Here is a 13,915-nt window from a genome sequence, read left to right on the forward strand (position 1 = left end):
AGTAAAAGGATCAATCCATTTTACAATAAACTCTTTAGAGGATTTTTGATTAAATACCATCAAAAATTAGTTATTGTAATCTTCTTATATTCAAGTATCATTGCCAAACCATTCGGCCATTGTTTCTGATGCTTCAGGACTCTCGTCCTTGCCAGATAAAACATTGATAACTGTTTTAAAGAGGATTCTTACGTCAAGAAGGAAACTCTGATTTTCAACGTAATATAAATCCAACTTGAACTTTTCATTCCAAGAAATAGCATCTCGCCCATTAACTTGAGCCCAACCAGTAATTCCAGGTTTTACATTATGTCTTCGAGCTTGATCAGCATTATACAAAGGGAGATAACTCATAATCAATGGTCTTGGTCCTACTAAGCTAATGTCTCCTTTCAAAACATTGATTAACTGCGGTAATTCATCTAGTGATGTTTTTCGAATGATTCGACCTATTAATGTCAAACGATCTTCATCGGGTAACAATTTTCCATCAATATTCTTTTCATCAGTCATTGTCTTAAACTTATATATTTTAAAAGGTTTCCCTTTATATCCAGGCCGCATTTGTATAAAAACCGGATTCATTTTAGACCCAATCAATAGAATAAAATATGTACAAACTAATACTGGTGAGAATAGGATTAACAGAATTAATGCTAAAAAAAAATCTATCACAGGTTTTAAAAAATTCATATACATATTATTAATTTACATTCATCATTAAACATTTTAAATAGAAAAGCAACTAGAAACTTCTATTGCACTATCTATAACAAACTGATTTACTGAATAATCTTGATTTATTCTTTTTACGACACCTATAATTCTTATATCGTATGTTAGAGTACTCACTTCAATATATTTATTCGAAATAGATACTATCGTTCCAGGTTTATTTTGTGAATCACAATTTAAAATTTCAACTTCCAACACTCTATAACAATTTCCTTTGTATTCCAAGCAAGCCCCAGGACTTGGATTTAAACCTCTTACTAATCTTGAAATTTTAAGTGCATCATATTCCCGCCATTTAATAATTGTTTCATCGTATGTCGGATAAGAGTAATAACTACCCTTAGATCGTTTTTCAATAAATGGGAAGTATCCTTCTTCTTGGAAAAACTGGATTGTATCTGCAAGCAATTTGGCACTCGTTAATGATACCTTACTAAAGAGAGTTTTTGAAGTGTCTGTTTCTGATATTAATATTTCTCTTTGTGCTATTATCTCACCATCATCAAGCTTATCAGTTAAATAATGAATGGTTACTCCTGCCTTACTTTCACCATTAATAATACACCACTTAGAAGCATTAGGTCCTCTGTAATCTGGCAGTAATGAATCATGAATATTAACAGCAGCTATCTTCGCTAACTTTATAATCTTATGCGGAATTTTTAAATGAAATCCAGCAACAACAATTAAGTCAAAGTCTAACTGTTTAAAAGTATTTATAACATATTCACAATTAAGAGATTTAGCTTGAAACCATAATAAATTATGCTTTTGTGCTAATTCAATAACCGAATCACTTTGATATACAGAATCGTGCTTTGTAATCACAGCAATGACTTCAACAGTAGGTAATAAAAGTAACTCCTCCAAGGTTTTTATTCCTATTTCATAAATTCCAAAAAATAATATTTTCATAAAATTATTGAGTTTATTTCTATCAAGATTACTTGCTACTTTACCTCTTAACTATTACTAAAAACACTGTCTTTTCTTTCTTTACTTAAGTCTTTAATATTTGCCATAGGATCGATATGCCCACTCTTAAAAGATAAAATGATAGCCACAGATTTTAATACAATCCAAATATCATTTTTAAAAGAAAGCGTCTTAACATACTCAACATCATAAGCCAACCTTTCATTCCAACCCAAAGTGTTTCGTCCATTAATTTGAGCTAATCCTGAAATTCCAGGTTTCACATCGTGTCTTAATTGTTCCTCTTTTGTATAAAAAGGTAAATACTCTGGGATTAAAGGTCTTGGACCGATAAAACTCATCTCACCTTTTAGAATGTTTACGAGCTGAGGAAGTTCATCTGCAGATGTTTTTCTTACAATTCTCCCTAGAAGTGTTAATCTTTGATGATCGGGTAATAAGCTTCCATCTTTATCCCTCTCATCAGTCATGGTTTTGAATTTAATAATCTTGAATATTTCACCATGGAAACCTGGACGTTCTTGAATAAAAAAAGGCATACCCCTGTTTGTAATCCATAAAAAAATGGATATAACTAGTAGTATCGGAAAAAGAAACAGAAGTAAGACCAAGGAGAATATTCTATCCCCAAATGGCTTTAAATATTTTCTATACATCAAAATAAATATGGTATTTATATTAGCTCACTAATCATTCCTTTTCTATATAAAGGAAAAAAATTAGCATCATCTAAAATCTCGACTCCAGATGATACAACTAGTTTATCGTGAACATCGTGGTTATAAATTTTCTTTCCTACATAGTATGGTAAAATGCCAGTTGGAGAAAAATCCTTTTTAAAAGAGAATAACCCATCATTTTTGCCATAACCGCCACCGATCACATAATTCTTCTTCCCTTTACTTATGCCCCATTTTATTATCTCATTCTTAAGCAATTCATTGGGATGTAAATGAAAAGAAGCTTCATCAGAAGCGACTAAAAATGAATAAATATTTTCATCAGAAATTAAAATTAACTCAACAGAAACATCTATACCATTATGAGTTGCATAGAAATAAATGAAATGGCCTTTTAATTTCTTATGAATCATTTCAAAAAATTCTTTCTTAAAATAATACTTATCAAGAGCATTTCTTCTTTTCATGGTACCATAGTACAATTGTAAAAAAGAATCTAAACGCTCACCTTTAGAATCGAATTCAATAGAAACTTCAGCCTTCAATGCCTTTCTAGCATTCTGCCTTATTTTGGGTTTAAATTCTTTCCATATTTGTTCCTCTCCTTTAGTCAAATCACAAACAATATTATCGCTATTATGGATTATTTCACCATGATAATCGTCGACACTTTTACTAAAAAGATTAAATCGAACAAACTCACTCACAATACCATAAGATGAAGCCCATTCTTTAAAATTTAAATGAAATTCTGTTTTCACTGTTACTGAATCACCTTCACCTATAACATATACATCGCCATAACCATATGGTGTAATAATATCGTAGAACTTCTTTTCATCGCTATCTTGATAAACGTCTAGTTCAATTTCTCTTATCGAAAAAGGAAATAAAACGGTAAGATTATTCTGAACCAATATAGCACACATCGCCTCTGAACAATCGCCATAAAGTGACAAATAATCAGGATGAGCATAAATTTCCTTTCCTTTCCAATTACTCCAAATAGATACCCATTCGTTATAATCATTTTTATTTTTAGCTTGTAGTATTTGCATATCCAATATTTTATCGAAATAGTAAACTGTATTTATATTTTTAATAACTCTGCGTTAATCACTTGACTCATCCAGTACATATCCATTTCAGAATATCTAAAGTCTATGGGTAGTGTCAACATTCTTTTTGAGAAATCAACAACTTTATTATTAGCCTGTAGGTTTTCAATCTCCCAAAGTACAATTGGGTATATATTACGTTTAATTAATTCCTGACGAATCAAATTACGTTTCGCATTATTCTCAAATAAAAGAACAAATGAAAAAGGCGTATGTGTTTCTTTACAATGCACAACTTTACATGTTCTAGTCTCAATCAACCTAAGTAATATCTCATAATTGTCTTTTTTCTTTTGATTGAGATAGGATGGTATTTGTCTAAGAATTTCCTCGGAAAAAGAAGAAAGTCTCGAAATCTCTTCATTACCAATAACTGCTTCTGTCTCATTAAATAAATTCAAATAGTCACTTTTTGAAATAGATTTTTTTGAATCTAGATACAAACGTTTCATCATCATTGCTCTATAACGATCATCTGACAATTTGGTGTGATTTTGATTAATAGTTGGCTTTTCAATATTTGAAATTTCATGTTTAGGAGACCATAACATACCTCCATCTGGAATAGGTAGACTTTTTCTTAACGAAGCAATACACCAATCAGCATTACTATTTAAAGCCCACTCTGAAAACAAATCGTGCGTATGGTCTTCAATTACAGGTACATTTAAGTTAGAATTATCTCTAGGACTTCTTAAACCAAAATAGTTCATCCTTAAAAGAACATCTCCCTTTATAAAATCGATGTTATCAATTATAGTCTCATCATCTTCTAACGGTGAATCAGCGTAAAAAACAAGTTCTATTCCTGTTGTTCTTATTGCACCAATAACTTTATAACAGAAGTATTCTGGGACATATAATCGTTTCCATTCACCAATTTTGATATGATGAATGATAAGAGCATTTATCGCATATCGCCCACATCCATAATACAATGCTTCGTCTGGGAAAGAAAGATATTGGGTAGCTGGTGGAAATTGACAGGTATGAAAAACCGATCCTATTTCTTTTATTTCCATAATAGATTTATAAAATATTAGATAACAATGTTGATTTAAACTAAGCTTTTATAAAACTTCAACCATTCTTTTGATAGGTATGCTCCAGAAAAATTATCGTGAATATTAACTTCACCATTTTCACCTAATCTCTCTCGCAAATCTATGTCATCAGTGATTTTCTTCATTTGAACAAATAATGAATTGCTATTCCCGACCTCATGCCTTAATCCAGTAACATCATTAATCATTGCATCCATTAAACCATAGGTATCACTGCAAATAACAGGTATTCTTAAACAAGACGCTTCAAGCACACTTGTTCCAAAACCTTCTCTATAACTTGGTAAACAAAATACGTCGGCTGCTTGAAGAACTTTTTCTGGAGTAAGAGTAGGTCCAAAAAACGTGAAATTTTCGTTTTGTTTGATGTTTGGATATTCAGATAAAGAATCAATCATATTCGCTTCATCCCAACCAATTATTAATAAATGGACACTATCATTCTCTTCACATAAGGTATTAAAAGCCTCAAATAGGTTTAATATCCCTTTGTCTACATTTAATCTTCCTAGAAAACTAAACACCACTTTATTCTTAAGATTTAGATCTCGCCTAAACTCATCTCTTATTGATTTTGATGGTGTAAACCTTGAAACATTAACACCTGAGATTGAACCTTTACCTAATACGCTTGAATTTTGGGTCTTAATTACCTTGTGCTGAATCAAAAATTGTCTTTGAGATTCACCATCTACCAAAATATGTGTATTAAGTTTCGCTATTAACTTATCAAAAGTGATCAACAAAAGCTTCATTAGGCCTTTATGAGTATGCCAAACCTGCCCCGTAAAAATATGTACTCGATTCTCTATGTTAGCCAATCGTCCAGCCAAAGAATTTATTAAACCAGCTTTAGGAGTAACTGAATGTACAACCGAAAACATCTTTTGCTTAAAGTATTTTCTTAACTCAAAAACACTTTTCAAATCGTAATACAAATTGATGTTACGACAAATTGGTATCGACTTACACTCGACTATAGCAAGCTGTTTAGCATCTATCATTTCTTGATCGTCGAAATGACCAACCAAATAAACATCAACTTCTGAAGACAATATCAAAATATGATCTCGAAGAAATCCTCTAGCCGTTCCAAACTGTGAGACAACTATACAAATACGTTTCTTTTCTACTTGCATCCTATTTATATTAAAGTTTCAGATTTCTTAAACGACAAAGGAAAAAGTAAGCGGGTTTGATATTTACTAATACTCTGAAAATATCTTTTGAAGTATTATTTGTCTTATAATGAATTGGGTAAAGCTGAATTTCATTCAACTTTTGTAAAATTTCTTTTTGAATATTTAAACTTTGAGCTTCTCTAAATGATCGGTACAACAAACTCGTAGTTAAAAAACTCAATCTTTTATTGAGATTTAGAAATGCACAAGATTCCATCGATACATTTTTATGAATATATTTTTTCATAATACCAATCACCTCAAGCATATCGTTCATCATTTTCAATTGCTTCTTGTACTCTGCTGAACGTGTTATGGATCCTTCTGTTAAAACAAATTGACCAATTATATTAGGTATAGCTTGAACCCTCTTCGCACAAAATACGGCTCTGGTATTAAATTCTATATCCTCAATGTATACCCTCTCTAAAAACTTCAGATTATTATCTTCCAATAGACTTCTTTTATAAAGTTTATTACAAGCAGAATCCATATAAAGAATCTTTGAAAGATATTCCTCGCCTGTTAGAATATCACTTTCCATATTGATGGTCGAAGTATACTTTACCACTCCAGCAAGACTCACTCCCTGAGCTCCAAATTCGAGGATATCTAAGTTTCCATTTTCAGCTTTATTAAAAAGTTGATTCAAGCTTTTATCACAGATATAATCATCAGCATCAACAAAAAGAATATACTTCCCTTTAGAATTATCGATTCCTGTATTTCTAGCACCGCCTAAACCTTTATTCTTTTGCGTAACCACACGAACATTTTCATATCGTTTCTTGTAAGAATCCAATACAGATAAACTGTTATCTGTAGAACCATCATTTACACAAACAATTTCGTACTCTAAAGAGTCAATATCTTGTTTACCAAGTAGACTCTCAAGGGGTGTCTGAACAAATTTTTCAGCATTATAAACAGGAACAACTATGGAAATTTTAATCATTTATGAAATCTCTTAAGAACATCAAATAGCTAAATAAAAAATGGAAGAATATGACTACACCAATCTTTGCATATTGCCTATGCCAAATTGTTTTCTTCAACAATGGATAGATCAAAATTATTGGAATCATAAACCACGATAAGTATGCAAAACGATTAGAGAAAGAGGCTCTAATTATCAGAATCCAAAAAGCATTACTAATTAGGTAGGTATTAAACAATTGGATATACAGTTTATCTCTGTAACCTCGTTCAAAAATATAATGATACCCCATATAGACGGGTATACCACTATACAAAAGAAAATCCCATCTAAATCCAGAACTTGCAAAGCTTGAATTCGAATTTTCATTAAGTATATAACCAGTAAGTCGATCATCGAATCCTAGGTTGGCAAAAAGGATCTCAAAATAAATTCCAGCTACCAAGGAGAGAGGTATAGCAACTAGCCATCCAATCAAAATATTTTTTGTATTATGATACAGATAACCCAAACAAAAAGCGACAATAGGCAATAAGGTACTTTTATGTATCCCTACAGAAATAAAAAACAGAGAGAACATAAACCATTTTCGATCGTAGAACGAAAATGCGAGCATTAATAAAGAGGTTGATAAACCATTACGAATTCCATTCACTCCGTATCCCCAAAAAGAGAAAGCTCCAAGGCAAATTACAAATGCATAAAAGTAGTAGCCTTTAAATAAACGTTTACAAGCCAACCATAATGCACCCGTGTAGATAACTGCACACAGAAGAAAAAATGTTTCTTTTTCAACATATTGAGCTAAAGTCCAATTAAACCAAGAAAACAACCATTCTACATTTCCGTCCAACTCATATGGCATCCCCTTAACCACCTCAAACATATGCCCATAAGTAGACATATCAACAAAATACCGCCCACTAAATGGACGCAAGCCCATATATAAAATTGTCGCAATGCATAAAATGCCCGCTCCCAATTGTGTACCAGGAATACTTATGATTTCTCTACCAGTATTAGCTTGTGTAAAATACAATGTGTACAATACCAATATAAAACCTACCTGGTAATAAAAAAAGGTGTAATATTCTAGTGGAATTAAAGCCATATGATTATTGCAGTTGATTAAATAACTTCTCCCATTCCTTCATAATAATAGATCCCTCGAAACGTAAGATATTTTGTCGAGCACTTTTACTCATTCCACATCTATACTCCTCATCTTTAATTAGTACCGAAACTGCTTCCGACAACACATTTACATCTCCATTCTTTACAAGAAGACCGTCTTCTCCTTCTGTAACAATATTTCTGGGACCGCAAGGACAGTCGAAACTAACAACAGGTAAACCACAAGACATAGCCTCAAGAAGAACCATCGGAAAACATTCAGTATGCGAACTCATTACATACAATGATGCCTCTTTCATTTTCGCCTCTAAATTATTGGTTGCTCCACGTAGTTCAATAAAATGAACCAAATTGTATTGTTCTATAAGAGATGTCAAAAATTTAATATACTCAAGCTCTCCATCGCCATAAATGTGTAATTTCCAATCTGGAAATTTAAGCCCAATATCTCTCCAAGATTTTATTAACATCTCAAAACCCTTAACGGGAGCAATTCGACCTGCAGCAATTACAATCTTTTCTTTTAACTGCTCATCTTTAGAATAAAAAGAAAGCCCATTGGGAATCACAAACACATTGTTAGAGAAAAAAAATTTTGCCTCATCTTTATTCAAAGCTACAAGTCCATCAAACTTTGATTCAATCCAGTGATTTAAATAATCTCGAAACGATCTCCCGTTCTCTTTAATACGTTTATCATCAAAATATCTGGAAGAATGAAACTCTTTAATCTTAGGTGTTTTGGGAGAAATAAATGGCATAAAATAGAAATCCCAAGCATAATTACACTGTATTATTATATCAGGCTTAATATCTTTTATTGCTCGTTTAAGTCTTTTTACATGCTTTGGTAAGCGAATCAAATTCTTGTAATGAAAATAACTAAGCTTGCGATCATAATTAATACTAAGATCAACATGCCTCAGCTTCGAGCTTACTTCGTAACAAAAATCATTATCCTTCTGCTCAGTTGTAATTAGATAGACTTCATGCTCTGGCTGAGAACACAAATAGTTAATTTTATTAGCTAAAACACGTTCTATTCCTCCATGTATATAAACCTGATCGGTATAGTATAAAATCTTCATTAGCTTTAAATAATTATCTATTTATTGAGTCTTATCTTCTTGAATTAATTGAGTGAATAAGGTATCCCACATTGGCACAATAACCTCAGGAAGATATCTCTTAACATTCTCTCGAGCCTTTTCCCCCATTTGTTTACGAATACCTTCATTCTTGATTAAATATTTTAATCGATCTGCCAAACGATCTACATCTTTAGCTTCGACTAAATAGCCATCTTCATTATCAATAATGATATCAGCAGGTCCACAAGGACAATCAAATGAAACGCAAGGAACACCACACGCCATTGCTTCTATAAGAACCATTCCAAACCCTTCAAATAAGGATGACAATAAATAAATTGATGAATTCTGATATTTCTCAAGAATATTTGGAGTTGGTTTATGAATAAGAATATATTGATCTAAACCTTTATCTTTAATTAATTGTCGAATTAATTCTTCATCAGGACCAGCACCATATATATTCAAATGCCAATCAGGAAATTGCTTGGCTATTTTCTCCCACGTTTCTATCATTAAAGGATATCCTTTCTGATAAAATAAACGGCCTACAGCTATTACTTCTTTATTCTCTAGTTTTGAAACTTCGTCAGGATAAAATGATAGAGGATTAGAAATAACTTTAATATTATTTAAATTCCATTCTTTAGTATTGTCTTTTGTCAAGGATATAAAAGAATCATATAAGCTACCACCTACATCCATCAATCTAAATTTCAATCTATTAATCCATTTCACCCATAAAGAATTGGAAGTATTAAGCAAAACTTGTTTTGACACATGACGTTCATAAACCATCGGACAGAATTTTCCTAATAACCAAGGAGCAAACAATCCTTTTAAACCATCATCACAAACAGAAATTATATCTGGTTCTACCTTCTTAATTATATCTCTTATTTTTTTTCGATAATTCCATATGTATTCCAATGGATTACCTTTTAAACTAACATCATGATAATTAAGATTTTCACTAAAATTATAGAATAAGGCTTCATCACCTTGATTTAGAGTTAAAATATGCACTTCATACCCCATCAAATCAGCTAAATAACTAGCCTTAATAGATAAGACTCTTTCTAAACCTCCTGGTCCACAAATTTGATTTGTTATATACAGAATTTTTCTTCCCATTTTATCCTTTCTTTAAAGCTAAATTCACCCAATAGTTTTAAGCAAATTGTAAACTAACCAGCTTCACGAGTCTTTAATTCTTCTATAAATGAAGTACATGTCTCTTTTAGATCCTTAACTATTGGAAGATGGTTTGATAAATTTGTCACCATTGTATCAGCTGTAATTAAACCGTTTAGGTTAAAATTATTTGTACATCGGCCATTATCATCAACATCAATGCGGTTAAATAGGTTGATAATACCATCGAAGCGGCATGTATCGACCTCAGAATTAAACCCGTTAATAAAAATAACAGGTATTCCCATTGCTAAACATGGCAGTGCACAATGAATACGAGATGTGATTACTAATTTTGCTTTCGCATAATCTTTAAGATAATTCTCAGCTAACGTAAATTTTTCAGCTTCAGTCAATGTCCCTTTGGGAAGAACTTGTGTCTTATATTTAGCTTTCTTAAAAAGATCAGGATGAATTATCTTTTTCAAATCCCGATTCTTTCTAAATATTTTAAATACATCACCATTTATTATACTTCTTGCAAATTGTCTTAAGCTAGAAGTCACCGACGTAGAAGTTGGATAATTATAGAACGGATCAACGATATAAATATCGTCTCCCCTCAAACTATCGTCAACTTTGTAATTATCAAGAGTTAATGTCATACATCCTGAAAAATAAGCCTCAACTCCTTTTTCTTTTAATAGCTTGACTGTAAACCTATCACGACATCCGATTGGTTCATGCTTTTTTAAATAAGCAACACTCTCGTCATTAAGTAAAAATGGAGCTGCACTAGAATTCAAATGAAATGAAACAAACAATGGATGAATAGTTTTAGACGGAACCCAATTAAACAAATTGTGAGTAAACCATCCATTCATTATAAGCTTTACTTCGTCTCCGGCATAATGATAAAGTCGTTCTCTATCAATAAGGATAGGATCTTTCTTTAAAAACTGACGTGCAGCTAAGCTTTGTACATTATCTCCAAGATTGAATGTTCTTTCGCCTTCTTGATAGCTTAATAAAGCATGTTTCATTTGATGAGTTTTAGTCTAAATTTCATATAAAAATTAAATAGGACGGGGTATTTATTAATGAGGGCAAATTTCCATTTTTCCCATGAACTAACTCTTTTTATCAGCTCTGGTTCTTTTATGTGAAAATTGCAAAAAGCTTCTAACTTCAACTTTTCAACTTGCCCATCATCAAAAACGAAAAAATGCTTTTGCTTTATTGCTGTAGCCTGGAGAATTTTCCAATGATTATATATTCCAAGAGTGTTTATCTTAGATTTTAATAAACTATCAACCTTCGAATAAAATGAAGCATCAACTATAAATCCAAAATGATTCGGATTACTTCCTTCCAAAATGATTCCCATTATTGTTCTTAAACATTTCTCACAAGAACTACAGTTCAGAGTTTCTCTTCTTTCAGAATAACAGACTCGTAATCCAATAGATTTTTTCGTGCTTTTTGAGAAGTCTAGAATTGATTTAATCTTCTCCTGTCTTGATAAATCATAACATTCATGAGTTATGTCTACATCTCCCCATTTTAATAACTCATCTGTAATTGGAGTTGAGCCCCAACTTATTTGAGTCTTCTTTGTATGTGTGGATCCTATGTAAAGGCTATCAATTTTAAGCAAATGTGTAAGTGGTGCTGTAACACCTAATAAAGCTAGCCCATGTTGAACTTGCCCCCACCATTTAAGATTCACTTCGTTTTCAAACTTGTAAGTATAAAATGTTCTTAAGTTTGATGAAATTGTATACTTCAGATTTGAGCTTAAATATTTCTGAGTGTTATTATAATCTAATAAATCATTCCAACGTTCGTCATCATCTAGTTCTATATCTGCTCCTCTGATTGAAAATAGTGATAAATCGTTAGTACAATGTCTTATATATGCCGATATGGCATCGACACCACCACTAAATAACATGGCCTTTTTATCACTTTTAGCCTTAGAATTAGTAATTATATTATTGACTATCAGATCCCCTTTTAGTTCATGGTTAGGATACATCTTTTGGAATTCAGATTTAAGCTCATTCACACATGTCACAAAACTGGAGTCTAGCTCTTCAATCTGAATTTTAAAATCTAAGAACCAAGAAATAGGAAGTAAATTAGCTAATAAAGGAATCCCCAATATACTCTTAGGCACCGATGTGATATCAACTTCATAAGAAGCGAAAAACTTATTCTTTTTATCAAAGTACTTCGAGAACATAGTGCTAACCGAATAATCATAGATTATCGTTTTTCCATTCTCAACTACCGAAATATCTTTTATAACAATCATATCAATCTATATCTCAATGGTTTTAAACTCGTGACTCAGATATTCTAGTTGAATTCTTTTTTCTTTTCAATAAGTTCCAAATCAATTCTTTCTCAGAATACCTCATCCCGAATTGAAACATGACACCAGCGTACACACCAGTATATAAAACAGCTTTTATCAGAAAATTAATCCAGTTATTCCCAGGAATAAGGTTTATAAGCCATCCTAAGCTTAGAATTCCAATCATACATATAAGAAAGCGTATTGCTAGCTCCTTAAAAAAACGAAGGATGTTTAGCTTAATAACACGTGTATAATAGATATTCATGATGTTTTGAGAAACTAACCAACCAGAAACACTACCGATAATCATACCTGTGGCACCATATTTTGGTGCGAATAATGCGCCAATTACCGTTCCTATAATCACAAAGGATAAGTATAAAACAGCTTTAAAAGCCAATTTCCCTTTTGCTTCAAGTATTGAGTTTCCAAAGCCTTGTACTAGTGGAACTGTATATGCAAACATAATTAGCATTGCTATTTGCCATGATTCAATAAACTCTGTACCAACCCATAAAATAATAAACTGCTCACCGTACAAAAAGAAGGCTCCCAATACATATAATAGAACCAAAAATGAAATTCGACCTACACGAATCATCATATCGGTTAGTTCCTTTCCGGTAGCTTCTTCTACTGCCATTTTAGTTGCCCTAGGCAAAAACACGCTAGTAATTGCACTTGAAAATGCACCGTAATAAGAGCCTAACATGATACCAATAGCAAAAATTGCAACAGTGCTTGTGTTAGTCAAAACACCCAAAACCATTTGTCCACTCTTCCATTGAAATTGACCTACAATAGCAAATACAAAAATCCAAACGGAGTATTTAAAAACTTCTTTTAATAATGGTTTATTAAACCCACTAAATGAGACTTTTACTTTTAATACTTTAAATATATAATAGGCATTTGCACTTATTAATAGCAGATTCATGATCGTATCCAATACAATCATTCCAACAGCTTTTGCTCCGAAAAAAAGGATCACAACTAATAAAATGGAACGAAGAATGTATTTTATAATATTGACCGACTTAGGGTAAATAAATTTTTCGTATCCTGAAGCTACTGCTGAAAAGGAATTACCGACCAAAGTAAAAGCTAAATTGAAGATCAAAATTGCAAACATCAACTTGGCCTTTTCAATCTCCACAGCTGTCATTGAACTTTCAAATATGCCTTCAAGATTCATATAGAAGATGCCTCCTATAAGAACTAATACCAGAGAAATCATCCCATAGATAAAAATACTCATCCCTAGAAATGAAGCTTCACCTATGCTATCTTTCTCAGCTCTATATTTGGCAACAAAGCGAACTATTGTATTATTTAAACCAAAATCAAGTAAAGTCATATACCCTACAAAAGCACCCATTAACGTATACAGACCGTATTCAGCAACACCTAATTTGGTTAAAATATAAGGTGTTAAAAGTAGACCAACAATATTGGTAACAACTATGGTTACATAGGAAAGTATTGCTCCTGCTTTTAATTGATTGACAGCCATTAATAAATTTGATTTTTCATATTTAATTGA

General features: G+C 31.9%; 13 protein-coding genes. All 13 read right to left on the reverse strand.

The window, feature by feature from the left end:
• Window positions 1-90: 90 nt before the first annotated feature.
• Genes EMN46_RS10975 through EMN46_RS11035 form a run of 13 tightly spaced genes read right to left on the reverse strand, consistent with a single transcriptional unit; the run spans window position 91 to window position 13,885 of the window.
• Window positions 91-693, reverse strand: a complete 603-nt coding sequence (locus tag EMN46_RS10975; protein WP_304505404.1) for a sugar transferase — start codon at window positions 691-693, stop codon at window positions 91-93.
• A 36-nt stretch (window positions 694-729) separates the two neighbouring features.
• Window positions 730-1,650 carry a methionyl-tRNA formyltransferase gene (locus EMN46_RS10980; RefSeq protein WP_154200854.1) on the reverse strand — a complete coding sequence of 307 codons (921 nt, stop codon included), beginning with the start codon at window positions 1,648-1,650 and terminating at the stop codon, window positions 730-732.
• Window positions 1,651-1,697: 47 nt separating this feature from the next.
• Window positions 1,698-2,327 (reverse strand): sugar transferase, encoded by a 630-nt coding sequence (locus EMN46_RS10985; RefSeq protein ID WP_154200855.1) that lies wholly within the window; start codon window positions 2,325-2,327, stop codon window positions 1,698-1,700.
• 17 nt (window positions 2,328-2,344) lie between these two features.
• The gene (locus tag EMN46_RS10990) at window positions 2,345-3,409 is read right to left on the reverse strand and encodes a GNAT family N-acetyltransferase (protein ID WP_154200856.1); all 1,065 of its coding nucleotides are present in this window, start codon (window positions 3,407-3,409) and stop codon (window positions 2,345-2,347) included.
• Between the two features lie 32 nt (window positions 3,410-3,441).
• Complete coding sequence (locus EMN46_RS10995) at window positions 3,442-4,491, reverse strand: hypothetical protein (RefSeq protein ID WP_154200857.1); 1,050 nt, start codon at window positions 4,489-4,491, stop codon at window positions 3,442-3,444.
• A gap of 35 nt (window positions 4,492-4,526) precedes the next feature.
• Entirely contained in the window at window positions 4,527-5,672 is a 1,146-nt protein-coding gene (locus EMN46_RS11000; RefSeq protein ID WP_154200858.1) for a glycosyltransferase, read from the reverse strand.
• A gap of 10 nt (window positions 5,673-5,682) precedes the next feature.
• Window positions 5,683-6,669, reverse strand: a complete 987-nt coding sequence (locus tag EMN46_RS11005) for a glycosyltransferase (RefSeq protein ID WP_154200859.1) — start codon at window positions 6,667-6,669, stop codon at window positions 5,683-5,685.
• Window positions 6,662-7,762: an EpsG family protein gene (locus EMN46_RS11010; RefSeq protein WP_154200860.1), complete on the reverse strand. Its 1,101-nt coding sequence runs from the start codon at window positions 7,760-7,762 to the stop codon at window positions 6,662-6,664. Before EMN46_RS11010 ends, EMN46_RS11005 begins: the two co-directional genes overlap by 8 nt.
• Window positions 7,763-7,766: 4 nt before the next feature.
• A complete protein-coding gene (locus EMN46_RS11015) occupies window positions 7,767-8,873 on the reverse strand; it encodes a glycosyltransferase family 4 protein (RefSeq protein WP_154200861.1) in 1,107 nt (368 codons plus the stop codon).
• 21 nt (window positions 8,874-8,894) lie between these two features.
• Entirely contained in the window at window positions 8,895-10,010 is a 1,116-nt protein-coding gene (locus tag EMN46_RS11020) for a glycosyltransferase family 4 protein (RefSeq protein ID WP_154200862.1), read from the reverse strand.
• Between the two features lie 53 nt (window positions 10,011-10,063).
• Window positions 10,064-11,053, reverse strand: coding sequence for a polysaccharide pyruvyl transferase family protein (locus EMN46_RS11025; protein ID WP_154200863.1), 990 nt, complete (start codon window positions 11,051-11,053; stop codon window positions 10,064-10,066).
• Window positions 11,050-12,327 (reverse strand): hypothetical protein, encoded by a 1,278-nt coding sequence (locus EMN46_RS11030; RefSeq protein ID WP_154200864.1) that lies wholly within the window; start codon window positions 12,325-12,327, stop codon window positions 11,050-11,052. The genes EMN46_RS11025 and EMN46_RS11030 overlap by 4 nt, the downstream gene beginning before the upstream one ends.
• 22 nt (window positions 12,328-12,349) lie before the next feature.
• Window positions 12,350-13,885 carry an oligosaccharide flippase family protein gene (locus tag EMN46_RS11035; RefSeq protein ID WP_154200865.1) on the reverse strand — a complete coding sequence of 512 codons (1,536 nt, stop codon included), beginning with the start codon at window positions 13,883-13,885 and terminating at the stop codon, window positions 12,350-12,352.
• Between the last annotated feature and the right edge of the window lie 30 nt (window positions 13,886-13,915).

Source organism: Ancylomarina sp. 16SWW S1-10-2 (assembly GCF_009669305.1).
Lineage (GTDB): Bacteria > Bacteroidota > Bacteroidia > Bacteroidales > Marinifilaceae > Ancylomarina.